This is a genomic window from Vibrio sp. ABG19 (assembly GCF_029962385.1).
Classification (GTDB): Bacteria; Pseudomonadota; Gammaproteobacteria; order Enterobacterales; family Vibrionaceae; genus Vibrio; species Vibrio ostreae.
The window spans coordinates 3161993-3188607 of the sequence record NZ_CP071708.1; the positions used below are offsets into that span (position 1 = coordinate 3161993).

The window sequence follows — 26615 nt, forward strand, 5'->3', positions numbered from 1 at the left end:
CTGATGATGTTATATCAAAAAAAACTGGCGTAATTTATAATGACTGACAATTAATGTAGATAAGTCGCCATTTATGCAAGCTAACGATTTAATCAGAGATTTTCCAGATAAACAATTTATAACGAAAACGACTATCATGGCCTCTGGTTATATTGATGATTTCCATTCACATCCATGGCACCAAATCGTCTTCCCACGCCAAGGTTTGTTACAATCAGACATTAGTGATAAAAGTGGAATAGTCCCTCACAATGGTATGCTCTTTATCCCCGCCAATACCATTCATAAATCTGTTGCAATTACAGACACAGAATTTTTAGCGATTTACCTCAACCCTAACAAACATGTGCAGTATGGAAGTGAGCCGAAATCCTGTCAGGTAAGCTCCTTCCTCAAAGAGTTGATATTGCTTTTATTTGAAAGTGATACGCTCTCACAGCCGGAATACAACTTGGCACATTTGTTAACGGTCTTACGAGATCAAATCGAGGCAGCAAAAAGTTATGAAATACCACTTCTCATCCCTACGGACAAACGCCTTTTATCTATTTTTCTACAGCTTAAACAGCAACCTGACTTACCGTTTACGTTAAAAGAATGGGCAAAAAAAGTCGGAGCATCTGAGCGCACATTATCCAGATTATGTGCGAAAGAGTTCTCTCAATCATTTGCTCTGTGGCGACAAAATATAAGGCTGGTTTTATCTCTGCCATTATTAAGCTCGAAAATGAGCATACAGGAAATTGCTATGGAGTTGGGGTACGCATCTGATTCATCCTATGTACAGGCTTTTAAAAAGCTGTTCAATCAGACACCAAGAAAATACCGCACTGCAAACCTATAAACGAGTTCAGACTCTCTAATACACGGATTACACTACTTTTGGGATTATTTTAATATAGCAAAATCAAGAACCATCTTTCATGCACTATCTGAGACGAAATTCACTTTGGGGCATTTCTGTGTTGCACGCCCCTTCACCACACCTATGGATATAAATGACTTAGGCCTATTGCTCAAAAACGTTTCTGCCAGATTAGGAAAAGTATGGTGTTCACTTAGACGCTTGTTATATTTATAAGCTCTAAGTTGCACTTCAACAATAAACACCTAGACTTATTTAATACGATATTGATGTACAATAAACTTTGCTAGCCAAAATCTTAAAGAATCAGGATTGAGCGGATCAGCTGTAGCCTCTACCCGTAACGAAATTGTGAACAAAGTAACAGAGCAAATTGAAATTGCTGCGGATGGCTCTCAAACATTCGAAAACCGTAGAAACGCATTAATGAAAGCGAGGGCCTCTTGCATTATGTACGAGATTGCAGTACCTACAGTGGTGACTGAGTGAGTATCATAAATATAACGCTTATTAGCCAGCTAAAAGCCATATTTCATCCTCTTATAGTGCAGCCTTTTTTATATCACTTCAACTTGTAATCAATAGGTTAATGAAAGTTAACGGATATTAGATTGCAGAATGCCTTATAATTTCTGAAAGGTTGATTTCCAAACTTCTTCGGATAACTTCTGATAGGGAAAAGTATAGATGTGAAGTGGGCAACAACTTTTTGCTCTGAATTGTTTTGGAGCAAAACCGTTTTAGCGTTTTCCCAGAAATCACGACACGAAGGTAATCTATCAGTCCGGTTTTTAGGTTTTCGGCGCAGGGCCAGACCAAACGGGATAAGCCACACTATGCTCTAACCTTCCCCCCATTCTCGTACCATCCCCACAACACAAAACAACCACTTAACAACAAATCCGTGTCATTGAGGCACATTAACCACCGCCCTTACCTTGAACCCAATAGGATCCGCCATACTGCAACGTACATTGTGCACTTCATTACTCATTACTGCGCTACACCTCCCCGCACAACTCTTTGAGTTTCTCTCTTAGCCACTGATGGATTCGGCTTTGTGCGGTTCTTTCGTGCCAAGCCACGATCACATCAAACTTCGGTGGCTTGATGGCGATATTGAGCGGTTTGACCTTGGGATGAGGTAATAAGCGCGAGGGATAGAAGGCAATCATATCTGTGGTGTAAAGCACATCGGGGGCGGCTTTGAAGCTAGGGATCGACATCACGATATTGCGTTGTAACCCTTGCTGCGCGAACCAATCGTCGTGCGAGCCTTTTAAGTTCGCTTTCGATGGCGAAATCACCAATTGTGGTAAAGCAGCAATGTCCGCCAGCGCCAAGGTTTGGTGATGCAGAGGGGAATCGATACTGGCGATACAGATGTGTCGCTCGTCAAATAACCGTTCGGACTGAATGTAATCGGGAATAAACGGCGGAAACGTTAATGCAAGATCCAACTCTCCAGAGGTGAGCAATGGCCCAACATCATCGGATTCAAAATCGGTCACAATGATTTTTAGCAGCGGGGCTTCTTGGCGTACCTCTTTCAAAAACAGCGGCAAAAGTGCGTCAATGGCGTAATCGGTCGCACTGATGGTCAGCACACCTTGATAGCTGCCGGGCGAGAACTCATGCAGCGTTAACAACCCTTCCACATTATCTAAAATAGAACGAATGCGCTTACCAAGCTCTAGTGCTAAAGGGGTCGGCACCATAGTATTGCCTTGGCGCAGCAATAAAGGATCAGCAAACAAATCACGCAATTTGCGCAGTTGCTCGCTAATAGCCTGTTGAGTTAAACCCATTTGTTCAGCCACCCGGGAGAGGTTTCTTTCTACCAGCAAGGCATCTAACACACGCAGCTGTTTAATATCGAGTCGTTGTATCCCGCTCATGTTATCTACCATTTATAATTGTAGCAATTACCAAAAAGTCTTGTTTCACATTGTACCCAACCTCACCTAATCTGCCCACCTCGCAAGGTAGCAAGGCCATTCTTTTTATCTAGGTGATTTAACCAAGGACAGCGGTAAATCATGCTAAGCAGGACATTCTTAAATCTTATGAGTGAAAAAACACTATTCGATGCCATTACGCTTGGTCAAAACACATTAAAAAACCGTATCGTACTTCCGCCCCTCACCCGCTCTCGCAGCTCACAGCCGGGCAACATTCCCAATGCGCTGATGACAGAATATTACCAGCAACGTTCTGGTGCGGGCTTTATGGTGACAGAAGGCACGCAAATTGAGCCTCGCGGCCAAGGCTACGCCTGGACTCCGGGCATTCACTCTCAACAGCAGATTGAAGGCTGGAAATCGGTCACTCAAGCGGTGCATGACAATGATGGCGTGATTTTCTGTCAACTATGGCATGTCGGGCGAGTATCGCATAACAACCTTCAACCTAATAACGACGCGCCTGTGGCACCGTCTGCCATCGCGACCGATTCGGTCAAAGTGTTTATTGAAACAGGTCCTGGCGAAGGTATTTTGACCGACCCGAGTATGCCTCGCGCACTGGAAACCGACGAAGTACAAGAAATTGTCGAACTGTATGCACAAGCGGCACGCAACGCTCTGGAAGCAGGCTTCGATGGAGTGGAATTACACTGTGCGAATGGCTACTTGGTGAACCAATTTATTTCTGAGCACAGCAACCAGCGCAACGACCAATACGGTGGCAGCTTAGAAAATCGTCTGCGCTTTTTGAAGGAAGTGGTTGAAGCCGTTTCTGCCGTGGTCGGCCCGGAAAAACTGGGCGTGCGTTTTGCCCCTCTGTTTGAAAGCACCGATGAAGATCGTGTTTACCTTGGTTTGGTGGAAAGCAATCCGCTGGAAACCTATGTAGAAGCGATTAAAGTGCTAGAAAACGCGGGCATTGCCTATCTCTCTATTGCTGAAGCGGATTGGGATAACGCCCCCGATCTGCCTGATGCGTTCTATCAGGCTGCTCGCGCCACGTTCAGCGGCCGCATCATTTATGCAGGCCGTTATACCGTAGAAAAAGCGCAGCGCATCTTGGACAAAGAGTATGGTGATTTGTTCGCGTTTGGTCGTCCGTTTATCGCCAACCCGGATCTACCAGAACGTATTCGTAACGATTGGCCACTCAACCCTGTTTATCCTACCAGCATGTACGGTGGTACTGACGTAGGTTACATCGACTACCCAACTTACACATCGGATAACTATGCTTCGGATAACTATGCTTCGCGCCATACCAACGAAAGTGAGTGTGGCGGTTAAACCGAAACGCTGCATGATGAATACTGCGATATCAGAAGCCGTATTGAGTACAGGTTTGAGTCAAACGAATAAACACTGAAATCAGGACAGTCTCACAAATGTGGCTGTCCTAGTTTTGGTTCAGACTCGGTGTAAAACCCACGTCGATATTGCTGTTTTCGTACGATTTCACCACTTTTTTCTTAGTAAAATGACTGTTGATAATACTCGCTGGGAAGGTTTCTATTGATGTATTAAAGAGCGCAACGTTTGAGTTGAAAATTCGGATGGTCGCTGCAACGTTTTCTTCTTGTTCACTGATTTCAGCGGCCAATTGTGAGTACGAGGGCGTTCAGAATTCTGTGTCAGCTAATTTTGGCTAAATATCTAAGACGTCATCCAAGCGACCTTCAAAATGAATTAATCAATGAATCTAAGGTCTCAATGTGAGATTTAAGTTTCTTCAATAAGTTATCTCTCTGTTTTTTGCTGAGACTTGCATTTAACTCAGAGAGTAACTCTGCATAAACATATTCATTTGTTTGCTTAGCATTTAGGAGTGATTCAGATTTAAATGAATCAAGGTTCTTGATCAGAAAAGTAAACTTATTAGAAAATTCATCAGTGTTTCTATTATCAAGCAACTGCTCCAACGCCGTTCTAAGCTTTTTACTGTAAGCATTTTCCTCAACAAAGGTAGACTCAATCCTCAATGAATAGCGATAAACTATGCTTTCCTGTTGCGATGATAGGTCACCAATATTTCTTTCGAGCGCTTCCTTTATCTTTTCTTGTCTGACTTCAATTTCCTCCTCTGCTCCCAACTGTGTAAATTCTTCGAACTCTTCATGATCATTCTCTGACCACAAAACCAGCACCTGATTAATTTGGTCATCTGAAAGTTGCTGAATCAATTTAATTGCTTCTGGAGCTACCTCATCACGAAAGTTATATATATGTCGTTTGCTCTTTGAAAAAATATCAAGCCACTGGTCTCTATTAAGGTGCTGCTCTTTAAGCTGTTCAGTAAATAATGTAAGGTCAGTTTTATATTTACTTAACTCTGTAGTCCGGTGCCATGAGCGCAATTTATTGACGCTTTTGACTAAAATTTCTTCTTGTTTACTGTCAAGCTCCACATAGTCATCAAGATAGAATTCAATGAACCAGTCTACATTGTTATAAACGAATGTGGTTGTTGAGCAAGAGCAAACCATAAAAGCTGCTATAAGTAAAAAGAGAGTCTTTACTTTTGTCATTTACTACTCGATTCTTGTCGTCAGGGAAGGAGGGCCACTTTTTCTATGAAAAAAACCACTTTATCTAAAGTCATACCAAAGCTATTTGATGGCACTTATAAAGATGGATTCGCCGATTACCTTGCAATATTAATTAGATTTCACCGCGCGTCGTAACGTTATGCGTGTCAACTCAGCAGGTCGTCCAAGTCTCAATGCAAACCCAGGCCAAAGTGCAGTACCGTTGCTCACATATAATTGCATGTCGGCTATCTGATAGCGCCCTGACACAAAACCACCGTTTACCAACGCTACAAGCTGGTCAAGTCCCAAGATCATCCCACCATGAGTATGTCCAGAGAGTTGTAGATCCACCCCTTGGTTGGCTGCATCACGAGCGTTCTTGGGTTGATGGTCTAACAAAATGATAGGAACGTATTGTGGCACACCTGCCAAAGCTTTTTTAAGGTCTGGGGGCGGAAATCCAGTTTCCGGAGCGGTTAAGTCGGTCACGCCTGCTAATACGATTTGCGAGCCATTACGCTCTAGAGTGGTATGGCTGTTCGCAAGCGGGCGCATACCGAGCGAGATATAGTGTTGCATCCAGGCTTCATTATCGAAAAAGTATTCGTGATTGCCCGGTGTGACATAAACGCCATCCGGTGCCCACAGGTCGCTTAGAGCTTTGATATCCTCCGAGCGCTCGGTGACTGAGCCGTCGATTAAATCTCCAGTGATCACAACAAGGTCAACGCCTAATTCGTTGGACTGACTCACTACTTTTTTTGTCCATTGCTTGTCAAACAGACGGCTGATGTGCAAATCAGTCAGATGAAGTATTTGGTAGCCGTCAAATTGTGGCGGCAGATCATTGATTGCAAACTCAACATCCTTAAGTGGTGGGACGCGAGCGGCCTGAATAACCCCCAGCCCTGCCAAAAATAGCGCCACGGCTCCGATACCAAGACGAAGTCCAGATGGGATAGCAAGCTGTTGGTGCTTAAATAGCATCATCACTAAAATGCCAAGGTCAGTGATCAACTGGAAAATCGCAAGCAGCAGAATAGCACCAAACCCCCAGTTGAAAAGCATGACCACGATACGGGGGAATTCCGGTGAAAAAACGCTACCGGAAGAAAAACGGCTGAACAAATGGTATTGAGAAGCTAACAAAAGCAGTATCGCAACCGCAATTTTAGTGGATAGAATCCATGGCATCGGATATATGAATCGAACAATTACATACCAGCAAGGTATGCTAAACATTATATGGAACATTTGCTTACACCTATGGCAGAGCAGCGTTAGTTATTGACGTGGCAATTTTGTTTGCTCTGCAATGCCTGTTTTTAAGAGTTTGAGTCGATTATCGCTATCGTTGGCAATCATCCAGCCGGGGTATTCAGAAGGTAGTACACTGGCTTCAGCAAGCAGTTTGAATTCTTCGTCAGAAAGCTTGAGGTCAAGAGCAGCAAGATTGGCTTCAAGCTGGTTTAAATTTCTTATGCCAAGAACTGTACTTGAAACCACGGACTGATGGCTTAACCAAGCTAATGCTATTACCTCCATTGATACTCCTTTCTGGGCGGCAATAGTATCCATCGCTGATAGCAACTGCGCGCCGCGTGTCTCGTCCACCGGTGGAAACTGAATCGTTGCTCGTCTCCCCGACCCATTACCATCGCGATACTTCCCCGTCAGATACCCTCCTGCGAGTGGGCTAAATGCAATAAGGCTAAGCCCTTCGGATTCGAGCATCGGTATCACTTCTCGCTCAGCATCACGCCCGATGAGTGAATAGTAACCTTGATAAGTTTGAAAGCGAGCTGAATTCTGTTTATCGGAGATACCCAGCGCCTTACTCACCTGCCAAGCTGCCCAGTTTGAGACACCGATATAGCGAACATGTCCTTGACTAACAAGGTCTTCAAGCGCACGTAGCGTTTCTTCTAAAGGCGTTACGGGATCCCAGCCATGTAATTGAAAAAGGTCTATGTAATCCGTGCCAAGACGTTTAAGACTTGCTTTGGCCTGATGCATTAAATGATGACGTGACGCACCGCCATCATTTGGTCCTTGTCCCATTGCATGTACAGCCTTGGTTGCAATGATCACATCTTGTCGCGCTATTCCGTTATTTTTTAATGTTTGACCTACGATGGCTTCACATTGCCCGCCTGAATAGACATTAGCGGTATCAATAAAATTAACACCCGCATCGAATGCACGGCTTGCAATCAAATCAACCTCTTTTTGCTCTACACCACCCGCAGCAGCATACTTTGGAGCAGGCTTACCAAAAGTCATTGTTCCCAAGCAGAACTCTGAAACGAATAATCCCGTGTTACCTAGTTTGTTGTATCGCATTAAAATATCTCTCATATTCAATGTTAGAATAATAATTACACACAATTACGAGACTGTAAAGTTCCGTAATTGTATAATAGATTACATGGGTAGTGTAAAGAGTGAACAGAGTGATAAATAAAAACCCAAACAATATGCAAACTAAAAATGAAGATAAGACTGAATCCCAGCCATCGACCAGAGGGCGCAAGCGAGATCCTAAGCGTGATGTCGTGATTTTAGATTCCGCGATAGAGGTTCTGGCGGAATCTGGTTACAACGGTATGACTATGGATATGGTCGCTTCGCGAGCGAAGGCAGGAAAGGCAACCGTTTACCGGCGTTGGAATTCAAAGGCGGAACTTGTTGTTGATGCAATTGCCCATTTGAAGCACAGCGAGATCGACTTAGAAAGCCTGCCTGACACTGGTACACTCAGAGGGGACTTACTGGCTTTGTTTAAGCCTGAGACGGCTGAAGTTGGGAAAAGAAAAATGAGAATCATGGCTGGACTGGCCTCGGTGTTGCTCGAAAACCCACAATTGGCAGAAGCAGGCGATGAGGCAATCGTCAAGCCTTGGGCTACCATAAATCGCATATTAATGGTTCGAGCACGTGATCGCGGTGAAATCGCAGCCAACGCGGACATTAACGCCGTGTCTCGTGTTATTCCATCAATGGCTGCTTATCGTGCACTGATTCAACGAAAACCATTTGATTTGCCATTTCTGACAACAATTATCGATGGCGTATTGTTACCCGCTCTTTCTAAAAGAGAATGAAAGTCAAAGGTAATACAAGTTGGTCGCCAGAGTTAGCCAGATCGGGACGTCGAGAGAGATAGAGATGATAGTTCATCAGAGAATGACTTAATTTCTACGGTGTTCAGATTTTCCATCTCCATTTTATAGCGACTGGTTGTAGCCTAACATTTTATTATTGCGCATGCGCATTCACATCATTGGGCCAGTAAAAATACACACAGTTAAGTATCTGTATAGACTTAACTTATCAGAATTATTCTAAATTCACCATCTTGAAAAACGCGCACGAATTTGGGATAAAAATCGTCATAATTTCAATATGACTGTATGCCTGTCCTGCTTTTAGGCATTGCAAAGAATGGCAACATTTGAGTGAAATGGATGAAAATTTGTAGGCGAAAAAGTCTGCGTTTGATTACGTCACAGAAAACGAGTTAACTTGATGTTTGGGGCAAAACCAGCAGCACAAAACAAAAAAAGCGTGAGCAGATTTATTCCGCTCACGCCTTCCATATTCATACCGGTTTAGCGGTGGTGTTGACGATTGCTGTTACTCAGCATCAACATCGCACGCGGTGCAGCTTTGCAGTGCGATTTCGTGTTCAAACACGATGGTGCTGCTGCCTGCTTCCAGTAGCTCTGCGATTTCATCTGCGACTTCTTTTTCGTCGTCAGCTTCCACCTGATCCGCCAGTTCTTCGTCAGAGTAACCGTAGAAGTTCAGCAGCAAATAATCGCGCGCTTCGTCTTTGGTGCAGGTCACGTTGACCGCGATATCGGCGTCAAGGCCATCTTGCGCGGTAATCTCAGCCACTTGCGCCTGTACATCTGCTTTCATGGCAGCCGTTAACCAGCCAAGATCGGTGCTTACCGTGGTCTTTTTACAGTTAAAACAAGGAAGTTGCTCAAAGTAATATTGAAAGTCAGCCATAGGGAATGTCTTTTGTCAGTGTCGTAAAAGCAGATTATGCGCTTTTTATGCTAAATTGCTATCTTTACTCTAACTTACTGGCTTTACTCTAACTTACTGGCTCTGTGCTGCCTTATTAGCTCAACGCATTTTCAACGCAGATAGCTGAAGTCGCCCTCTCCCTGAGTCACGGATTCATGTACAATTGGCCTGCGAAGTTAAGGCCGTGTCGAATGACGGCCCGTGGCATACCATCTCCGAGGAATCGCTTGCAGTTAACCAGCTTTAAATACAAGACGCGTAAAGGCCCCGACTATCGCCACGGCGAGCAGATGTCATTTCTTGATATCAAAGAGACGTTTGGCATCGGCAGTATTCGTGTCGGTAAATGGGTGAACGCGGAAGAAAAGGACCTCGCCGCTAATCTGATTTTTGATTCACTGGCCGATCTGGCCTATATCCTGGCTCTGCCGCCGGAGGCAATTGGCCTGCGCGGTAATCTGAATCTGGCATTCGGCACTGGTGGCCGCCAAGGTGTTCAGGCCCATTATGCTCCCAATCAACGTGAACTGGCATTGGCGAAAAATGCCGGTGCCGGTGCGCTGGCACATGAGTTCTGGCACGCGTTTGATCACTATATTGCAGAGAAGGCGTTTGCCATCGGCGACCGCTCCGGGCCGCAAAGAAGTATCCTGTTCGCCAGTGATTGCTGGTTAAAAAATCTCGACCATTATCCGCATCCGCTGAATCAGCGTTTACTCCGTATTTTCGATGCAACACTTCTGATTAATAACGGCCAGGACATGCACGATTATGTCCTGCGCAGCGTCAAAGCGGATAAAGCGATGGGGTCAAATTACTTTTCTCAGCCAACTGAGATGATGGCGCGCGCTTTTGAGGCGGTGGTAGAGTCATGTTCCGGAATTGAAAACCCGTATTTAGTCTCAGGCACCACGAAACCTGACAGCATCGCGGTTTATCCGGATATTGGGCACAGAGATGTTATTCACACTGCGCTGCAGGCCTACTTCCACCCGCTCGGTGCAGCATTAAGCCGCTGACAGCAATCTTATCCGCTGCGCCCTAATCCCTACTTCTTCATCATCTTGGCTAAATCCGCAAACGGATTGTACGTGGCGCCCTGATGCTCATCATCACCGGGTTTGATTTCGCTGCCGTAACGCTCATGATCCAGATATTTGCTGTGCTCGTGGTCGTGGCAATAAAGGCACAGCAATTCCCAGTTACTGCCGTCTTCCGGGTTGTTGGTGTGGTCGTGATCTTTGTGGTGAACGGTTAATTCACGCAGATTAGAGTAGACAAATTCGCGTGCACAACGACCGCATACCCAAGGATACAGTTTGAGTGCTTTTTCCCGGTAGCCGGCTTCTTTGCGCGCGTAACCGGCACTGGTGCCGTAATAATCTGAGGCCATGTCGTAATCCTTAACAGTGGTAATAAGCTAGATTTTAGCACGAGCCGAGACCGGAAAGAATCGCCACGCGACCCGGCAGACAAATGCGAAAAAAAGCACAGCCTGAGCTGTGCTATCTTCCGAACTTAACTGAATACCAACGCCTTCAACGCTGACTCATCATCAATATCAGCAAACTCCGGCGGGTTATCCAGGCGGTACTGGAAGGTCAGTTGCGGCGCTTCTGCCTGCATGCTTTCAATCAGGAACTCACTGCTCACCATCGGCGAGTTAACGCAGGCCAGTACTTCGCCATTCGGGTTGAGCAAATCAGGCAGGCGGCGCAGGATCTTGGCGTAATCCTTGGTCAGGGCGAAACTGCCCTTCTGGAACGACGGCGGATCGATAATCACCAGATCGTACGGGCCGTATTTCTTAATCTTGCCCCAGCTTCTGAAAATATCATGACCCAGGAAACTGACCTGATTCAGGTTATGATCATTGAGCTTGTGATTTTCGCGCCCTTTCGACAGCGAGCCCTTGGCCATATCCACGTTTACTACATTATCGGCACCACCGGCAATCGCCGCGACAGAAAAACCGCAGGTGTAGGCAAACAAGTTGAGCACGTTTTTGTGTTTGGCGTGCTCACGCACCCAGTCACGGCCCAAACGCATATCGAGAAACAGGCCGGAATTCTGATTGCGGCCGATATCAAGCTGAAACTTAAGGCCGTTTTCTTCCACCACCGGGCGGTCATCGAGTTCCCCCACCAGCACCTGCGATGGCGCGCCATCGGCATAGCGGTGTTGCAATACAATACAACGCCCGCCCTTGTGCGCCCACAGTGGCGAAGCAGCCAGTTCAGTTAGGCCCTTTACCAGTGCATCAAGAAACTCATCTTCAACCGGTTTGAACAGGCTGATGATCAACTGCCCCTGCAGCCAGTCACCGGTCAGTTGCTCTAATCCGGCGAAGCGCTGACCACGGCCATGAAACAGGCGGCGGACTTCATTGGGAACGTCGGCCAGTTGAGCCGTGATTTCTGAAAAAAATTGAGATAAAGCAGTTGTTTGCATATATATAATTACTTTTTCACGCTTGGCCAGCTTAGTGACCAGGGTTCAAGCCAGGCATCAATGCCCTGGCTGACGATAACGCTGTGCCATTTCTCGCCCAGCGCGTTATATTGACGCGGATCGCACACCCAGCTGTAGATTTCCCCCTGATATGGAAAGCGCAGCGCAAAGGCATGCAGGTAACCACGATCGGCACTGCTACCCGGGTTGTAAATCGGGTCACCGACAATCGCCGAGCCGACCGATTTTAGCGCCACCCGAATCTGGTGGGTTTTACCGGTATGCGGTTTACATAAAAACAAGCGCTCACCCGGCTCTGCAGCGGCGGAAAAAAACTGGGTCACGGCCGGGTTATGCTGGCTCGGCATCAGTTTCCACGCCGAGCGACGTGAGCGTTCCATATCACCGCTCACCAGGCCCTGTTTCTTCTTCGGCTTTTTGCTGCCCAGCGCCAGATAAAATTTTGCGACTGCCCGGTCGGCAAACGCTTTGGACAACTCAGACGCAGCACTGGCATTGCGAGCCAACAGCAAAATACCCGAAGTCATTTTGTCGAGACGATGCACCAGATAAAGCTGGCTGTCGCCGCTCTGTTGACCCACGTCCTGCAGCAACATGGTGTCGCCGTCATCCTTGTGTACAGACACATCGGGATGCTTGTTGATGATCAGAAAATCAGCATGACTATAGAGAATATCGAACATACGGCCTCACTAAAATGGACCGCCATTATACTCAAGTGACGCCAAAGGTCAGCAAACTCTCGCTTACGCGATGTTGGCTGACCGATATTTGTCCATTGCCAGCGATCCAGGCAGCCAGAGCCCTATTCGACGATCCCCCCCTTCACCAGCAGTGCCGGATCAAGCAAGTGTTCCAGTTCGTCACGGCTTATCTCTGTCAGTTCTTCAGCCACATCAATCACCGGCCTGCCCTGGCGGTAGGCCTGTTTCGCGATCTCGGCCGCTTTGAGATAACCAATCACAGGATTGAGCGCGGTGACCAGAATCGGATTTTTAGCTAGTGCCGCTTCCAGATGGTCTTCCCGCACCGTAAAGCCCACTAGCGCTTTATCCGCCAGCGCGATGGCCGAATTAGCCAGTAATTCAATGCTCTCCAGAATATTGTGCGCAATCACCGGCAGCATCACATTGAGCTGAAAGTTACCCGCCTGCCCCGCCACGGTAATGGTGGTGTCGTTGCCGATGACCTGAGCGCAGGCCATTGCCACCGCCTCCGGGATCACCGGGTTGACTTTGCCCGGCATGATGGAAGAGCCGGGCTGCAACGCCGGCAGCTCAATCTCACCCAGTCCGGCCAGCGGGCCGGAGTTCATCCAGCGAAGGTCATTGGCCATTTTCATTAAAGCGACGGCCGTGGTTTTTAACTGGCCGGACAAAGCCACGGTTGCATCCTGACTGCTGAGATTAAAGAAGAAGTTATCACTGGGCACAAAATCAATCCGGGTCATACGCGACAGATTTTCCGCAAACGCCTCAGCGAACTGCGGGTCGGCATTAATCCCGGTGCCCACCGCTGTGCCGCCCTGAGCCAGAGCCGTCAACGCAGGCAGGGTCTGCTCAATCGCATGACTGGCGTGTTCTATCTGTGCCTGCCAGCCGCCCAGTTCCTGCTCGAAGGTTATCGGCATCGCATCCATGAGGTGAGTACGCCCGGTTTTGACCACATGCGCCAGTTGCTGCTTCTTATTGGCCAGCACCGAGCTAAGATGGGACAGTGACGGCAACAAATGATGCTCAATCTGAATCGCAGAGCTGAGCTGAATCGCGGTCGGGACCACATCATTACTGCTCTGTCCCATATTGACATGGTCATTAGGGCTGACTGTCTTGTTGGTGATTCTGGACGCCAGTGTAGCCAGTACTTCGTTCATGTTCATGTTCGAACTGGTGCCGGAACCGGTCTGGAACACATCAATCGGAAACTGGTCAAGGTAGTGTCCTTCAATGATTTGCTTGGTGGCCTGCTGCACCGCATCCGCTATATCCTGATCAAGTAAACCGAGTTGGGCGTTGGTCATCGCTGCCGCCTGCTTTATCCGCGCCAGCGCCTGAATAAACGCTTTCGGCATCTGATGACGACTGATAGCAAAGTTGTTCACTGCTCGCTGAGTCTGAGCCTGGTATAAGGCGTCTTGGGGTACCTTAATTTCGCCCATACTGTCTTGTTCAATCCGATACGTAGTATCCATTTCAGGCTCCTTATTCTGTTTACTGCTGGCAGGTCAGTGCCAACCTACGCCCTGAGAATAGCAGATACAAAAAAGCCACCGGCTGACGCAGGTGGCTTTTTTATTAAAGAGTTATCTAAGCCGTCGCCGATAACTGAGCTTGGCTCGGCGCGGATCAGGCAAAAAAGACCAGCAGCATCAGTACCGGGCAAACCAGGCGCACGTACAGTGGCCAGATTTTCCAGAACCAGCTGTTTTCAATCTCCGGGCAACCCTGCTTCAGCTCAGTCAGAATCTGGTTACGGTTCCAGATCCAGCCAACAATCAGGGTGATCAACAGAGCAATGATAGGCTGCGAGTACACTGTGGTGAACTGAATCACCAGGCCAAACAGGCTGGAGAAGTTCATCACAATCACCGCAGAAATCACCGTGACCAGACCGCCAATCCACAATACCGCAGTGCGGCGGCTCTGCTTCAGCTCTTCGGTCGCACAGGCAACCGGCACTTCCAGCATGGAAATTGAAGACGTCAGGGCCGCGATGATCATCAGCAGGAAAAAGACCAAGCCAATCAGGGCACCAACGGAACCCATGGTATCAAACATCGCCGGCAGTACAGTAAAGACCAGTGTATCTGAGTTGAGCAGTTCACCCGACTCAGAGAAAATTTCAACCCCGTTGTGTTTGGCAACAAACATCGCTGGCAGAATCATCAGGCCGGCAATAAAGGCAACACCGGTATCAATCAGGGCGACCTGCGCTGCGGTTTTCGGCAGGTTCGTGTCTTTTTTCAGGTAAGAGCCGTACGTCGTCATTACGCACACCCCTAGCGACAGTGAGAAGAACGCCTGCCCCATTGCGCTCACAACCAGTTGCGGTGTCAGATGAGAGAAGTCCGGTACCAGGTACATTTTCAGACCTTCAACCGCACCATCCTGAGTGAAGATGTAGATAGTCAGCAGACCAAACAGAATGAACAACAGCGGCATCAGGCGAGTTGACCATTTTTCAATCCCGTCCGCCACACCGTTGCGTACCACAAACATGGTCAGCGCCATAAACAGCACCATCAGTACCAGGTTGCGCTCCGTGCCGAAAGTGGTCAGCCAGTGACCAGCACTCTGCATGCCGATAAAATCCAGGCCACTGCTGAAGAAAGAGCCGACCAGCCAGCCAGCCACGATCGCGTAGAAGCTCAGGATCAGGGAGACGACGATCATCCCGCCGATACCTAATAAAATGGCACCCAGTTTGCCTTTCGGCCACGCAGCACGAAACGAGCGAATCGGGTTGGACTGGCCATAACGACCAATGGTCAGTTCCGCCACCAGCATCGGGAATGCCAGCAAAAAGACCATCAACAGGTATACGATCAAAAAGACCGCGCCACCATTACTCGCTGCCTGGGTCGGGAAACCCCAAACGTTACCCAGGCCCACGGCCGAGCCCGCGGCGGCCATAATAAAGCCGAACCGCGATGTAAATTGACCTCGAGAACTACTCGCCATTGTTTCTGTACCAATATGTTGTGTTTGTCAGTGCGGTGTCCAAAAGTAGGTGTATAAATTTATTTACACACATTTAAAAATAGAGTGACACCAAGGTTGTGGCAAGTAGAACAGTTTAGGAATAAAATTGGAAGCCCGAACAGTATATTTTTCGGACTCCACCCGCATTTGTCAGACTATCTGATGCGTTTTTAACCTACCCTTCCTTATATAACACTAGAATTACACTCAATTAACAAACTTTTCTGTTATCTTGGTTTCATATTGTTTTTGCTGGTTTTCTTTTCACGCTTATGCTTTCAATTTACTATTCGAACAACTGAATTTGAGTATACTTAGTGCATGGATAAGGTTTATCACTTCTTAACTCTGGCAAGCATCGCGCTGTACTGGTTTCTGGTCGCGGGTGTCTCACTCAGAGTGGTTTTAAAAAGACGCGCCGTCAGTGTCTCTCTTTCCTGGCTGATGGTGATCTACATTCTCCCGATCGTCGGAGTGCTGTGCTATTTCCTGTTCGGTGAACTGAACCTGGGCCGCAAACGTGCTGAGCGCGCCAAAGAGATGTTTAAGCCGTTTGGCAGTTGGTTCCGCTCACTGAATGATTGCCAGGCGCATCGGCCGGACGGCATGGGTGCGCACATCTATAAAATTGACGAGTTATGTAATCACCGTATGGGCATACCGGCCTTGAGTGGTAACACCTTGTCGCTGCAGAATTCACCCAACGAGATTCTTCACTCCATCATTGATGATATCAAGCAAGCGCAGCACAGTATTCGCATGGTGTTTTATATCTGGCATCCGGGCGGGCTGGCCGATTCAGTCGCGTCGGCACTGATTCAGGCGGCCAAACGTGGTGTCGACGTCAAGTTACTGCTCGATTCAGCCGGCAGCCCGCGTTTTTTCCGCAGCCACTGGCTGACCATGATGGAGGATGCCGGCATTCACGTCGTCCAGGCGCTGGAAGTGAGCCCGTGGCGTATTTTTCTGCGCCGCCTCGATCTGCGCCAGCATCGCAAGATCATCGTGATCGATGATGCAGTCGCCTATACCGGCTCAATGAATATGGTCGATCCGGCTTACTTCAAACAAAATTCCGGCGTCGGCCAGTGGATTGATATCATGGTGCGCGTGACCGGCCCTGCGGTTAACGTGCTGTCGGCTATCCACTGCTGGGACTGGGAGGTCGAGACCGGTGAACGTAACCTGCCTCATGTGCCGGAATGCGGAATTGACAGCAGCTCACCGCATCACCCGATTCAGGTCGTGCCGTCCGGCCCCGGCATGCCAGAGCATTTGATTTCCCAGGTGCTGACATTGGCGATTAACCAGGCCAACGAATCTGTGTGTATTACTACGCCCTATTTTGTCCCGAGTGCCGATCTGCTCGCGATGCTGAAGATGACAGCTCAACGTGGCATTAAGGTGGATCTGGTTATCCCGCACAAGAATGACTCTGTGATGGTCAAGTGGGCCTCGCGCGCGTTTTACGGCGAGTTACTTGAGGCCGGTGTGGTTATTCACGAGTTTTCCGGTGGACTGCTGCACACCAAATCGGTCGTCATTGATCGTCAGTTTTGCCTGGTCGGAACGGTTAACCTCGACATGCGAAGCTTATGGCTCAATTTTGAAGTAACCCTGGCCGTGGATGATGAGGAATTCACCCAACAGCTTTACTGGCAACAGCAGAGTTACATTGAACAATCCTCCCAAGTGGATTATGAGGTATGGGAACAGCGCTCACTCGGCCATCGCTTTTTAGAACGTCTTTTCTATCTATTCAACCCGCTGTTATAAGCGACAGGGCCGGGAAAAGACCTCAGCGCCCTGCCCGGGCCGGGATGAGTTTTTTATTGTACTTTGGCTTGCATTGACCTACGGCTCCATGTTTTAAATAGAGCATTCAAATTTCCAGACAAGGATCGTAAATGTCAGAAGGCAACAAGACCAAACTCATCACCGCCGGCCGCAGTAAAAAATGGACCCAAGGTGTGGTCAACCCACCCGTACAACGTGCTTCGACAGTCGTATTCGATACGGTAGCTGAAAAAAATCACGCCACGATCAACCGCGCCAATAAAACGCTGTTTTACGGACGTCGCGGGACCACCACCCACTTTGCGTTTCAGGAAGCCATGGTGGAAGTGGAAGGCGGCGCCGGTTGTGCGCTATACCCGTGCGGGACCGCCGCCATCAGTAACACGATTCTTTCGTTCGTAGAATCTGGCGATCATCTGTTGATGGTGGATACCTGTTACGAGCCGACACGTGATTTTTGTGACAAGATCCTGAAGAAATTCGGCGTAGAAACCACCTACTACGAACCAACGATTGGTGAAGGCATCCGTGACCTGATTCAGCCAAACACCAAGATTCTGTTTACCGAATCACCAGGTTCGATCACCATGGAAGTGCAGGACGTCCCGACTCTGGCTCGTATCGCCCACGAGCAGGATATCATTGTCATGCTCGACAACACCTGGGGTGCCGGCGTTAACTTCTCGCCATTTGAGCACGGCGTCGACATTTCGATTCAGGCGGCAACCAAGTATATCGTCGGTCACTCAGATGTGATGCTGGGCACTGCGGTTGCCAGTGAGAAATACTGGGATCAACTGCGCGAGCAAAGCTATCTGATGGGTCAGTGTGTCTCGCCGGATGACGCTTACTTAGGCCTGCGTGGCATTCGTACTTTGGATGTGCGTCTGCGTCAGCACGCGGAAAGCAGCCTGAAAGTAGCGAAATGGTTGGAGCAGCGTCCGGAAGTGGACCACGTCCGTCACCCGGCACTGGAAAGCTGCCCGGGGCATGAATTCTTCAAACGCGACTTTACCGGCGGTAACGGCCTGTTTTCGTTTGTGCTGAAAACCAGTAACCCGCGTGCAACGACTGCCCTGCTGGACAGTATGCAGCACTTCAGCATGGGTTATTCCTGGGGCGGTTTCGAAAGCCTGATCCTGGCCAATGAGCCAAAGAGCTTTAACAGCCTGCGTACGGTGGCAAATCCTAACTTCAGCGGCACGCTGATTCGTATTCATATCGGTCTGGAAGACGTCGACGACTTGATTGCCGATCTGGAGCAAGGCCTGGCGCGTTACAACGCGGTTATTCTGGAGCAGGAAGCCACTGCCTGAACAGAGTTAAACCTGATGGCTTGAGCGTTGGTACGTGATAAGTGCCAGAGACAGACAGCAAAGCCCTGCGACCGCAGGGCTTTTTGCTAGCACAAACAATGAGTCATTTAAACGCCATTCAGGCAACTACTTGCACGGACATCCTTGCAGGTGATCATTAACCATGCCCATTGCCTGCATAAACGAGTAACAGATCGTTTCACCGACGAATTTAAAACCGCGCTTTTTCAGAAAGTGGCTCATGGCGCGCGACTGATCGGTGGAAACCGGCACGTCATCCATCGTAGTCCAGTGATTCATCAGCGGCTGATGGTCAACAAATTGCCACAACGCTTTATCCAGCGAACCAAATTCTTGCTGCAAAGCTAATGCAGCGCGCGCGTTGGAAAACACCGATGCAATTTTGCCACGATGTTTTACCACATCAAACTGGCTGATGATCGGCTCGACCCGAGCTTCATCGTACTGCGCCAGCCGCTTAATATCGTAATCTTCAAATGCCTGCCGGTAGCCTTCGCGTTTGCGCAGGATGGTGATCCAGCTGAGTCCGGCCTGCGCCCCTTCCAGGGTAAGAAATTCAAACAGCGTCTTATCATCATGCACCGGTTTGCCCCATTCAGCATCATGATATTCTCGCTCAAGCGGATGTTTCATCGCCCAGGCACAGGTGGTGTCGCTTTGAAGGATATGTTCAGCTAAGGTCATGCTTCCTGCCTTGTTCATTGGCTAAATGTAAGTGGCTTATAAATTCCGGAATTCGCGGTTCACTTTAAAGGCATCAGAAGTGACGTAGGCTTCCAACCTGCGTACCCGCAATTCTGCGTCACTGAGATCATCTTGCAGTGTCTGCAGCAGCTCCTGCGCTGTTTTACCCTGCTCCCAGGGTGAGCTTTTCAGTGTATGTGACTGTTGGCTGCGCAAAGTATCCCGGTACTGCTGCGGCTGTTTCTCCAGCATCAGAGTCAGCGCGATATAGGCAATCAGCACTAATGCAAACGCGCCCAGCAAGGATACCGTGATCACTAAAATCCTGACCACCCAGACTTCAAGGCCAAAATAGTCAGCCAGGCCGGCACACACACCGGATATCTTACCGTTGACCGGATCACGATACAGTTCACGACCTGTCATACTGACCTCTCCAGTTTGGCGATTCGGCATCCAGAATTCGCTCCAGTGTATTGATGCGATCTTGCAGCCCTTTTGCCTTATCGGACAACCCCTGCAGTGCTTCATAATCTTCCTGCGACAAACCGTTGGCCGCTTTACGCTTGCTGCGGTAATGCAGCAGCAGCCACAACGGTGCCACAAAAATCAAAAAGACGACCAGCGGTCCTGCTAAAAAAAATGTGGCCATAGTTCGCTCCTGATTAATCCACTGAGATTATTGGTGTTTATTCATATCTTGTTTGAGCTTTGCCAGCTCTTGTTCAATTTCATCCTGAGCCTGCAGCTCAGCAAATTCCTGATCAAGCGACTTTCCTGACTGAGCATAAAGGTCCGCTTCGGCTTCCAGTTCATCGACTTTACGCGAGTACTGTGCGAATTTAGCCATCGCCTCATCGGTGCGGCTGGTATGCAGATGACGCTGCACGTCACGGCGGTTGCCGGCGGCCTGGCTGCGAATCGCTAACGCCTGCTGTTTAGCCCGGGTTTCGGTGATCTTACTTTCCAGCTTGGTGATTTCACCGGTCAGCTTATCAATCGTCTCTTCCACCAGCGTCTGCTCAGTATGCAATCCTTTCAATACATTGTGCAATTTCTGTTTCTCAATCAGTGCGCCACGTGCCAGATCCTCACGCTGTTTATTGAGTGCCAGGGTTGCTTTTGCTTGCCAGTCTTCAATCTGCTGCTCCAGCGCCTCAACTTTGCGCGCCAGCTCTTTTTTATCTGCTATGGCTTTGGCCGAGTTGGTGCGGACCTCAACCAGAGTATCTTCCATTTCCTGAATAATGAGACGAATCATTTTTTCCGGATCTTCAGCTTTATCTAATAGTGCGCTGATATTGGAATTCACAATGTCTGCAAAACGCGAAAAGATGCCCATAATGTCACTCCTTCTGATGAACTCTGCATGTGGTGCCGGTCATGACCTCATGACCGCCTCTATCTCTGAGCTCCAAAAAGCGTGCCAATAATCAGACCTTTATTTTTCAGTCGCTTAGTTTGAATAGTGACACGTTCTTCACTATGCTGTGAAAGAATTCGCTAACAGTTGGTTAAATTCACCAAGCCGTGTTGAGCACAGGATTGTTGAGGAAAAGATATGCCCCATAATTTGATCGGTGAATCGCCATCGTTTCTGGCCGTACTCGATAAAGTTTCTCGCCTTGCGCCGATTGAGCGCCCAGTGCTGATCACCGGAGAACGCGGTACCGGCAAAGAGTTGATCGCCCAGCGCGTGCACTACTTATCACGCCGCTGGGATCAACCTCTGGTCGCGCTCAACTGCTCAACTCTGAGTGAAGGCTTGATTGATTCAGAGCTATTCGGCCATGAATCCGGCTCATTTACCGGGTCGAAAGGCCGTCATCAGGGACGCTTTGAACGAGCTGAAGGCGGCACCCTGTTTCTCGATGAACTGGCGACGGCCCCCTTGTCAGTGCAGGAAAAGCTGCTGCGGGTTATCGAATATGGCCAGTACGAACGGGTTGGCGGCCACCAGGCTCTGACCGCTAACGTACGTCTGATCTGCGCCACCAACGCCGACCTGCCACAATTGGCACAGCAAGGTTCTTTTCGCGCTGACCTGCTCGACCGGCTAGCCTTCGACGTCATTGCCCTGCCTCCGCTGCGCGAGCGGCGTGAAGACATTCAGTTGTTAGCGCAGCACTTTGCTATCCGCATGTGCCGCGAACTGGCTCTGCCACTGTTTGTCGGTTTTACAGACCGCGCCCTTCAGGCTCTGCTCGATTACGCCTGGCCCGGCAACGTGCGTGAACTCAAAAATGTCATTGAGCGTGCCGTCTATCAACATGGTCAGCACGAAGCGCCGATCGACAATCTGGTTTTCGACCCGTTCAGCCAGCCCTGGGATAATCCGCCGCCGCACAAGGCCTCTTCAGCCTTAGCATCTCCGGCCGCAGCACCTTCGGCCTCCAACACTGTGGCGAGCTTTCCGATGGATTATAAGCAGTGGCAGCAGGATCAGGACAAAGCGATTCTCAACCAGGCTCTGCAGGCGGCTAAGTTTAACCAGCGTCAGGCCGCGGAGCTGCTTGGCTTGAGCTATCATCAATTTAGGGGCATGGTGCGTAAATATCAATTACTGCAAGACAACCCTGAATAAACAGGCGCTTGCCGACCAACTGGCCCGTCCGATCAATCTTTGCGCGGCTTAACTCGGCTAAAGCTGAGTTTTCACTGACAGGGCACGCTTTCATCAACACTAGGCATGGTTTCAGCCTACAAACAATGGTAAATTAGCGGGATTTTGAGGCGTTCATGCGCAAGAATCCGCCTCGGTTCTCAACTCAGTTTCATTATGAAAACTTTATTACGACTTACTCTGGGATTATGCGGCATCAGCCTGCTGGCAGGATGTGGCGAGGAAATCGATCATAGTAAAATCCGCGAGAGCGGATTTGTTTACTGTGGTCAGGGCAGCCCGAGCACATTTAACCCGCAACTGGTCGACAGCGGCATTACATCTGAAGCCCTCAGCCCTCAGATCTACGATACGCTGATTAAACTCGATCCTGAAACTCACCTGCCTGTCCCTAACATTGCCACCGAATGGGATGTCAACAGCAGTGGTACCGAGTACATCTTCAAACTGCGTAACGGGGTCCAATTCCAGACCACCCGCTGGTTTTCTCCGACCCGTACGCTGACGGCCGAGGATGTAGTATTCAGCTTCCGCCGCATTATCGACACCACCAATCCTTACCATAACGTTCACAGCGGTGGTTATCCCTGGTTTGCCGGTATCGATTTTTCCAACCTGCTGGTTGATGTCCAGGCGCTGGACGATCATACGGTCAAATTTACCTTAAGCCGCGCTGATAACAGCTTTTTGTCCAACATTGCCACCACGCACGCCGTGATTCTGTCTGAGGAATACGCCCATCAGCTGGAGCTGAAGGACGAAAAACCGATGCTCGACAGTCATCCGGTCGGTACCGGGCCGTTCTATCTCGACGAATTCCAGATGCATGATTTAGTCCGTCTGCGTCGCCATGGCGGTTACTGGAATGGTCCGGCGAATATGGAGCAGGTGGTGTTTGATATTTCCCAGCGCGGCACCGGCACTCTGGCCAAATTACTGCGCGATGAGTGTGATGTGCTGAGCTCGCCGATTTCGAGCCAGATCCCAATCATCGAAAAGCAGGCCAACATCGTTCTGGATGCCAAACCGGCGATGAACGTGGCGTTTATTGCCGTAAATACTTCTCATCCGGGTCTGCGTGATGTTCGGGTCCGTAAAGCGCTTAACTTTGCTATCAACCGCCAGAATATTCTTGATTCTGTTTACTACGGCACCGGGAGTATCGCTTACAACATCCTGCCGCCGACATCGTGGGCTTACAACCGAGATAACGTCCAGGTGCGTTACGATCGTAACTACGCTCTGGCACTGCTGCGTGAAGCCGGCTTTGAGTCCGGTCTGGAGCTGAGTATGTCAGTGCCGATAGAGCCAAGAGCCTACAACCCGAGCCCGCGAAAAACCGCGGAGCTGATTCAGTCCAACCTGGCTGATATCGGCGTCACCCTGCATCTGGTCCCGGAAGATCGCCTTGACCGCACCGAACTGGCGGAGCGCTCTCATATCGATCTGTTCCTGACCGGCTGGAGCGGTGATACCGGTGATCCGGATAACTTCCTGCGTCCGCTGCTCTCATGTGATTCAAACCGTGCCGGGCTGAATGTGGCGATGTGGTGTAATGCCGATTTTGACTTTTTGCTCGATCTGGCTCTGGAAGTGGAGCGGCCGCGCTATCGTTTGAATTTATACCGCCAGGCACAAAATATCTTGAACCAGGAGTTTCCGGTGATCCCGATCGCGCATGGCATGCAGTTTAAAGCATACAACAAAACCCTGACCGGCTTTCGTCTCAGCCCCTTCAGTGTCGAGCCGTTTAATACCGTCGAGAGGGTGTCTGAATAATGCTTAACTACACGCTGCGTCGTTTCAACCTGTTTGTTATTACCCTGCTGATCCTGACCATGGTCGGCTACAGCCTGCTGCGTCTGGAGCCGGACTCAGCCTGGGGCAAACTCGATTTCTGGGCCGGCTGGTCACAATATCTCAGTGAGTTACTCAAACTCAATTTCGGTGTGACCAAAAACGGCACACCAATCGTGACCGAACTGGCCTCGGTGTTTCCGGCCACGCTGGAACTGTGCCTGATTGCATTTACCCTTTCGCTGTTGGTTGGTATTCCGGTCGGCACCATAGCGGGAATGCGACAAGGTAAATGGATTGATACCGTTATCTCGTTCACCTCAATGTCGGGCTACTCAGCGCCTTTATTTTGGGTGGCACTGATCCTGATCATGGTGTTCTCGCTCAATTACGAGCTACTGCCGGTGTCCGGCCGCTACGATTTGCTGTATCAGATTAAACACGTGACCGGTTTTGCCATCATAGATGCGTTTCTGGCCGAAGGCCCTTACCGCAACTTTGCGCTGCAGAGTGTGATTGAACACATGATTCTGCCGTGTCTGGTACTCGCTCTGGCGCCGACCACACAGGTTGTACGCCTGATGCGGGCATCGGTGGCTGAAGTCATGACGCAGAACTACATCCGCGCGGCGCGTATCAAGGGTTTGTCGTACTACGAAATCGTTATCCAGCACGTACTGCGTAACGCGATTCCGCCGATTATTCCTAAATTCGGGGTCCAGCTGTCGAGTATGCTGACACTGGCTATCATCACCGAATCGATTTTCAACTGGCCGGGCATCGGCCGCTGGCTGCTCGATGCGTTGTCTAATCAGGACTACGTGTCTATCCAGGCTGGTGTGATTGCCGTTGGTGCCCTGGTGCTAACTGCCAACATTCTCTCCGATTTGATCGGTGCAATGATCAACCCTCTGGTAAGGAAGGAATGGTATGCTAACAAATAGCGTTTATCAGGAAGAGCATATCCCGACGCAGTTTGAACGCTTCTGGCGCAGTTACAAAGCCAACAATCTGGCGATGTTCGGCTTGTGGTGCCTGATCCTGATCATTCTGATTACTCTGACTTCTTACTGGCTCACCCCACACGACCCGAATATGCAGTCCGGCGAGCTTCTGGTGCCGCCGTCATGGGATCCGTCCGGCAGTGTTGAGTACTTCCTCGGTACCGATGATTTAGGCCGTGACATTCTGTCACGCCTGATTGACGGTTCGCGCCTGACATTTGGCGCATCAGTGCTGATTACCCTGCTCGCAACCGTGATCGGATGCGGTATCGGCATTATGGCCGGTATGACTAAAGGGTTGCTGTCGAGCGTACTCAACCATCTGCTTGATACGGTCATGTCGATCCCGACTCTGCTGCTGGCCATTATCTTTGTCGCCTTTCTCGGGTTCGGTGAATTTAATATTCTGCTGGCGCTGTGTCTGGCCCTGATTCCGCGCTTTATCCGTTCGCTCTACATCGCGGTGCATAACGAAGTCGAGAAAGATTACGTGATGGCAGCACGCCTGGATGGCGCCAATGACAGTTATCTGCTGTGGCACTCAATTTTCCCCAACATCCTGCCGGTGATCGCCGCAGAAATCACCATGGCGCTGTCGATTGCCATTCTCGACATTACTGCGCTTGGTTTCCTAGGCCTTGGAGCTCAGGCGCCGAGCACGGAATGGGGCGCGATTCTGGGTGATTCGGTCGAGCTGCTTTATCTGGCTCCCTGGACAGTCACGTTACCGGGTATCGCTATCATGTATACTGTAATTATGATTAACCTGGTGGGTGAAGGCATCCGTCAGGCACTGAATGCAGGAGTCGAATAATGCCGTTACTTGATATTCGTCACCTGACAATTGAGATTGATACCCCTCAAGGTCTGGTGAAAGCGGTTGACCGCATGAGCATGACCATGAATGAAGGTGAAATTCGTGGCCTGGTGGGTGAATCCGGCTCAGGTAAAAGCCTGGTGGCCAAAGCCATTGTGGGCGTGGGTAAAGAGAACTGGCGCATCACCGCTGACCGGATGCGGCTCGGCAATATTGATTTGCTGCAGTTAACTCCGCGTGAACGCCGCCGAGTTATCGCTCGTGATGTGGCGATGATTTTTCAGGAACCGTCGACCTGTCTCGATCCGTCAGACGAGGTGGGCAAACAGTTAATTGAATCTATCCCCTCGCGTACCTTTGATGGGCGCTGGTGGCAGCGCTTTGCGTGGCGTAAAAAACAAGCGATTGCTCTGTTACACAAGGTCGGCATTAAAGATCACCGCCGGGTGATGAAAAGCTACCCTTATGAACTCACCGATGGTGAGTGTCAGAAAATCATGATCGCCATGGCTATCGCCGCCAAGCCTAAGCTGCTGATTGCCGACGAGCCGACCAACGATTTGGATCCGGTCACTCAGTCGCAGATCCTGCGTCTGCTAAGTCGGATGAACCAACTCAACAACACCTCGATCTTGTTGATTGGCCATGACCTGACCACCATAACTCAATGGGCTAACCGCATCACGGTGATGTATTGCGGCCAGTCGGTGGAATCTGCCAAGACTGCAAGCCTGATGAGTCAGCCCAAGCACCCGTACACGGTCGCTCTGCTCAGAGCAATGCCGGATTTCAGTGATTGGATCCCTCATAAGGAAAAATTGCAGTCGCTGCCGGGGTCTATTCCTCCATTACAGCATTTGCCAATCGGTTGTCGCCTCGGACCACGCTGCCCGTATGCGCAGCGCCAATGTGTCGAAATGCCACAAACCCGTTGGGTCAAAACCCATAAATATGCCTGTCACTTCCCGCTGAATATGGAGCAGTAACC

25 protein-coding genes are annotated in these 26615 nt (G+C 49.5%); 11 read left to right on the plus strand and 14 right to left on the minus strand.

Annotation, left to right across the window (positions count from 1 at the left end; translation table 11 throughout):
- The first annotated feature begins 73 nt into the window (after positions 1-73).
- Complete coding sequence (locus J0X00_RS20560; RefSeq protein ID WP_282477634.1) at positions 74-844, plus strand: AraC family transcriptional regulator; 771 nt, start codon at positions 74-76, stop codon at positions 842-844.
- 1022 nt (positions 845-1866) lie between these two features.
- Here J0X00_RS20560 and J0X00_RS20565 read toward each other — a convergent pair.
- Positions 1867-2763, minus strand: a complete 897-nt coding sequence (locus J0X00_RS20565; protein WP_282477635.1) for a LysR family transcriptional regulator — start codon at positions 2761-2763, stop codon at positions 1867-1869.
- Between the two features lie 168 nt (positions 2764-2931).
- On the opposite strand from J0X00_RS20565, the gene J0X00_RS20570 reads away from it, so the two are divergent.
- Positions 2932-4116, plus strand: a complete 1185-nt coding sequence (locus J0X00_RS20570) for an alkene reductase (RefSeq protein WP_282477636.1) — start codon at positions 2932-2934, stop codon at positions 4114-4116.
- Positions 4117-4505: 389 nt separating this feature from the next.
- Here J0X00_RS20570 and J0X00_RS20575 read toward each other — a convergent pair whose 3' ends face one another.
- From J0X00_RS20575 to J0X00_RS20585, 3 genes are all read right to left on the minus strand, one after another.
- A complete protein-coding gene (locus J0X00_RS20575) occupies positions 4506-5354 on the minus strand; it encodes a DUF6279 family lipoprotein (RefSeq protein WP_282477637.1) in 849 nt (282 codons plus the stop codon).
- A 129-nt stretch (positions 5355-5483) separates the two neighbouring features.
- Positions 5484-6551, minus strand: a complete 1068-nt coding sequence (locus J0X00_RS20580; protein ID WP_282477638.1) for a metallophosphoesterase — start codon at positions 6549-6551, stop codon at positions 5484-5486.
- A 90-nt stretch (positions 6552-6641) separates the two neighbouring features.
- Entirely contained in the window at positions 6642-7715 is a 1074-nt protein-coding gene (locus J0X00_RS20585) for an aldo/keto reductase (RefSeq protein ID WP_282477639.1), read from the minus strand.
- 95 nt (positions 7716-7810) lie between these two features.
- Here J0X00_RS20585 and J0X00_RS20590 point away from each other — a divergent pair, with 95 nt between their 5' ends.
- Entirely contained in the window at positions 7811-8461 is a 651-nt protein-coding gene (locus J0X00_RS20590; RefSeq protein WP_282477640.1) for a TetR/AcrR family transcriptional regulator, read from the plus strand.
- Positions 8462-8993: 532 nt separating this feature from the next.
- Here J0X00_RS20590 and J0X00_RS20595 read toward each other — a convergent pair.
- Entirely contained in the window at positions 8994-9374 is a 381-nt protein-coding gene (locus tag J0X00_RS20595) for a hypothetical protein (protein WP_218562991.1), read from the minus strand.
- A gap of 248 nt (positions 9375-9622) precedes the next feature.
- On the opposite strand from J0X00_RS20595, the gene J0X00_RS20600 reads away from it, so the two are divergent.
- The gene (locus tag J0X00_RS20600) at positions 9623-10414 is read left to right on the plus strand and encodes a CLCA_X family protein (RefSeq protein WP_282477641.1); all 792 of its coding nucleotides are present in this window, start codon (positions 9623-9625) and stop codon (positions 10412-10414) included.
- Between the two features lie 29 nt (positions 10415-10443).
- Here the strand turns inward: J0X00_RS20600 and J0X00_RS20605 are convergent, their stop codons facing one another.
- The 5 genes from J0X00_RS20605 to J0X00_RS20625 form a co-directional block, all read right to left on the minus strand.
- Positions 10444-10788: a YajD family HNH nuclease gene (locus tag J0X00_RS20605; protein WP_136484529.1), complete on the minus strand. Its 345-nt coding sequence runs from the start codon at positions 10786-10788 to the stop codon at positions 10444-10446.
- Positions 10789-10913: 125 nt separating this feature from the next.
- The gene (locus J0X00_RS20610) at positions 10914-11846 is read right to left on the minus strand and encodes a class I SAM-dependent methyltransferase (RefSeq protein ID WP_136484527.1); all 933 of its coding nucleotides are present in this window, start codon (positions 11844-11846) and stop codon (positions 10914-10916) included.
- Between the two features lie 8 nt (positions 11847-11854).
- Entirely contained in the window at positions 11855-12550 is a 696-nt protein-coding gene (locus tag J0X00_RS20615) for a TIGR01621 family pseudouridine synthase (RefSeq protein ID WP_282477642.1), read from the minus strand.
- Between the two features lie 122 nt (positions 12551-12672).
- Complete coding sequence (locus J0X00_RS20620) at positions 12673-14058, minus strand: class II fumarate hydratase (protein ID WP_282477643.1); 1386 nt, start codon at positions 14056-14058, stop codon at positions 12673-12675.
- Between the two features lie 154 nt (positions 14059-14212).
- Positions 14213-15547, minus strand: a complete 1335-nt coding sequence (locus tag J0X00_RS20625) for a sodium-dependent transporter (RefSeq protein ID WP_282477644.1) — start codon at positions 15545-15547, stop codon at positions 14213-14215.
- 342 nt (positions 15548-15889) lie between these two features.
- On the opposite strand from J0X00_RS20625, the gene cls reads away from it, so the two are divergent.
- Together cls and J0X00_RS20635 are read left to right on the plus strand one after the other, a co-directional pair.
- A complete protein-coding gene (cls, locus tag J0X00_RS20630) occupies positions 15890-17344 on the plus strand; it encodes a cardiolipin synthase (protein ID WP_282477645.1) in 1455 nt (484 codons plus the stop codon).
- A 131-nt stretch (positions 17345-17475) separates the two neighbouring features.
- Entirely contained in the window at positions 17476-18681 is a 1206-nt protein-coding gene (locus J0X00_RS20635) for a cystathionine beta-lyase (protein WP_282477646.1), read from the plus strand.
- 126 nt (positions 18682-18807) lie between these two features.
- On the opposite strand, the gene J0X00_RS20640 is transcribed toward J0X00_RS20635, so the two are convergent.
- Genes J0X00_RS20640 through pspA form a run of 4 tightly spaced genes read right to left on the minus strand, consistent with a single transcriptional unit; the run spans position 18808 to position 20728 of the window.
- The gene (locus J0X00_RS20640) at positions 18808-19386 is read right to left on the minus strand and encodes a DNA-3-methyladenine glycosylase I (protein ID WP_206208400.1); all 579 of its coding nucleotides are present in this window, start codon (positions 19384-19386) and stop codon (positions 18808-18810) included.
- A 36-nt stretch (positions 19387-19422) separates the two neighbouring features.
- Positions 19423-19812: an envelope stress response membrane protein PspC gene (gene pspC, locus J0X00_RS20645; protein WP_136484513.1), complete on the minus strand. Its 390-nt coding sequence runs from the start codon at positions 19810-19812 to the stop codon at positions 19423-19425.
- Positions 19799-20038, minus strand: coding sequence for an envelope stress response membrane protein PspB (gene pspB, locus J0X00_RS20650; RefSeq protein ID WP_136484510.1), 240 nt, complete (start codon positions 20036-20038; stop codon positions 19799-19801). Before pspB ends, pspC begins: the two co-directional genes overlap by 14 nt.
- A gap of 27 nt (positions 20039-20065) precedes the next feature.
- Positions 20066-20728 carry a phage shock protein PspA gene (pspA, locus tag J0X00_RS20655; protein WP_136484509.1) on the minus strand — a complete coding sequence of 221 codons (663 nt, stop codon included), beginning with the start codon at positions 20726-20728 and terminating at the stop codon, positions 20066-20068.
- Between the two features lie 219 nt (positions 20729-20947).
- Here pspA and pspF point away from each other — a divergent pair, with 219 nt between their 5' ends.
- The 5 genes from pspF to J0X00_RS20680 all read left to right on the plus strand — a co-directional run bounded on the left by pspF (position 20948) and on the right by J0X00_RS20680 (position 26613).
- Positions 20948-21970 carry a phage shock protein operon transcriptional activator gene (gene pspF, locus J0X00_RS20660; RefSeq protein WP_136484508.1) on the plus strand — a complete coding sequence of 341 codons (1023 nt, stop codon included), beginning with the start codon at positions 20948-20950 and terminating at the stop codon, positions 21968-21970.
- Positions 21971-22165: 195 nt separating this feature from the next.
- Positions 22166-23788: an ABC transporter substrate-binding protein SapA gene (sapA, locus tag J0X00_RS20665; protein WP_282477647.1), complete on the plus strand. Its 1623-nt coding sequence runs from the start codon at positions 22166-22168 to the stop codon at positions 23786-23788.
- Positions 23788-24750, plus strand: a complete 963-nt coding sequence (locus tag J0X00_RS20670; RefSeq protein WP_136484506.1) for an ABC transporter permease subunit — start codon at positions 23788-23790, stop codon at positions 24748-24750. The genes sapA and J0X00_RS20670 overlap by 1 nt, the downstream gene beginning before the upstream one ends.
- Positions 24737-25624, plus strand: a complete 888-nt coding sequence (locus tag J0X00_RS20675; RefSeq protein ID WP_282477648.1) for an ABC transporter permease subunit — start codon at positions 24737-24739, stop codon at positions 25622-25624. The genes J0X00_RS20670 and J0X00_RS20675 overlap by 14 nt, the downstream gene beginning before the upstream one ends.
- On the plus strand, positions 25624-26613 hold the full coding sequence (locus tag J0X00_RS20680) for an oligopeptide/dipeptide ABC transporter ATP-binding protein (protein ID WP_136484504.1): 990 nt from the start codon (positions 25624-25626) through the stop codon (positions 26611-26613). Before J0X00_RS20675 ends, J0X00_RS20680 begins: the two co-directional genes overlap by 1 nt.
- The last annotated feature ends 2 nt before the right edge of the window (positions 26614-26615 follow it).

Excerpts from the sequence above, each read along its gene's own strand:
- J0X00_RS20615 (WP_282477642.1), bottom strand. The coding sequence starts at position 12,550 with ATGTTCGATATTCTCTATAGTCATGCTGATTTTCTGATCATCAACAAG.
- sapA (WP_282477647.1), top strand. The coding sequence starts at position 22,166 with ATGAAAACTTTATTACGACTTACTCTGGGATTATGCGGCATCAGCCTG.
- J0X00_RS20605 (WP_136484529.1), bottom strand. The coding sequence starts at position 10,788 with ATGGCCTCAGATTATTACGGCACCAGTGCCGGTTACGCGCGCAAAGAA.
- J0X00_RS20565 (WP_282477635.1), bottom strand. The coding sequence starts at position 2,763 with ATGAGCGGGATACAACGACTCGATATTAAACAGCTGCGTGTGTTAGAT.
- pspC (WP_136484513.1), bottom strand. The coding sequence starts at position 19,812 with ATGACAGGTCGTGAACTGTATCGTGATCCGGTCAACGGTAAGATATCC.
- pspB (WP_136484510.1), bottom strand. The coding sequence starts at position 20,038 with ATGGCCACATTTTTTTTAGCAGGACCGCTGGTCGTCTTTTTGATTTTT.
- J0X00_RS20635 (WP_282477646.1), top strand. The coding sequence starts at position 17,476 with ATGTCAGAAGGCAACAAGACCAAACTCATCACCGCCGGCCGCAGTAAA.
- J0X00_RS20680 (WP_136484504.1), top strand. The coding sequence starts at position 25,624 with ATGCCGTTACTTGATATTCGTCACCTGACAATTGAGATTGATACCCCT.
- J0X00_RS20575 (WP_282477637.1), bottom strand. The coding sequence starts at position 5,354 with ATGACAAAAGTAAAGACTCTCTTTTTACTTATAGCAGCTTTTATGGTT.
- pspA (WP_136484509.1), bottom strand. The coding sequence starts at position 20,728 with ATGGGCATCTTTTCGCGTTTTGCAGACATTGTGAATTCCAATATCAGC.
- pspF (WP_136484508.1), top strand. The coding sequence starts at position 20,948 with ATGCCCCATAATTTGATCGGTGAATCGCCATCGTTTCTGGCCGTACTC.
- J0X00_RS20560 (WP_282477634.1), top strand. The coding sequence starts at position 74 with ATGCAAGCTAACGATTTAATCAGAGATTTTCCAGATAAACAATTTATA.
- J0X00_RS20675 (WP_282477648.1), top strand. The coding sequence starts at position 24,737 with ATGCTAACAAATAGCGTTTATCAGGAAGAGCATATCCCGACGCAGTTT.
- J0X00_RS20585 (WP_282477639.1), bottom strand. The coding sequence starts at position 7,715 with ATGAGAGATATTTTAATGCGATACAACAAACTAGGTAACACGGGATTA.
- J0X00_RS20620 (WP_282477643.1), bottom strand. The coding sequence starts at position 14,058 with ATGGATACTACGTATCGGATTGAACAAGACAGTATGGGCGAAATTAAG.
- J0X00_RS20595 (WP_218562991.1), bottom strand. The coding sequence starts at position 9,374 with ATGGCTGACTTTCAATATTACTTTGAGCAACTTCCTTGTTTTAACTGT.
- J0X00_RS20670 (WP_136484506.1), top strand. The coding sequence starts at position 23,788 with ATGCTTAACTACACGCTGCGTCGTTTCAACCTGTTTGTTATTACCCTG.
- J0X00_RS20580 (WP_282477638.1), bottom strand. The coding sequence starts at position 6,551 with ATGCCATGGATTCTATCCACTAAAATTGCGGTTGCGATACTGCTTTTG.
- J0X00_RS20640 (WP_206208400.1), bottom strand. The coding sequence starts at position 19,386 with ATGACCTTAGCTGAACATATCCTTCAAAGCGACACCACCTGTGCCTGG.
- cls (WP_282477645.1), top strand. The coding sequence starts at position 15,890 with ATGGATAAGGTTTATCACTTCTTAACTCTGGCAAGCATCGCGCTGTAC.
- J0X00_RS20610 (WP_136484527.1), bottom strand. The coding sequence starts at position 11,846 with ATGCAAACAACTGCTTTATCTCAATTTTTTTCAGAAATCACGGCTCAA.
- J0X00_RS20625 (WP_282477644.1), bottom strand. The coding sequence starts at position 15,547 with ATGGCGAGTAGTTCTCGAGGTCAATTTACATCGCGGTTCGGCTTTATT.
- J0X00_RS20570 (WP_282477636.1), top strand. The coding sequence starts at position 2,932 with ATGAGTGAAAAAACACTATTCGATGCCATTACGCTTGGTCAAAACACA.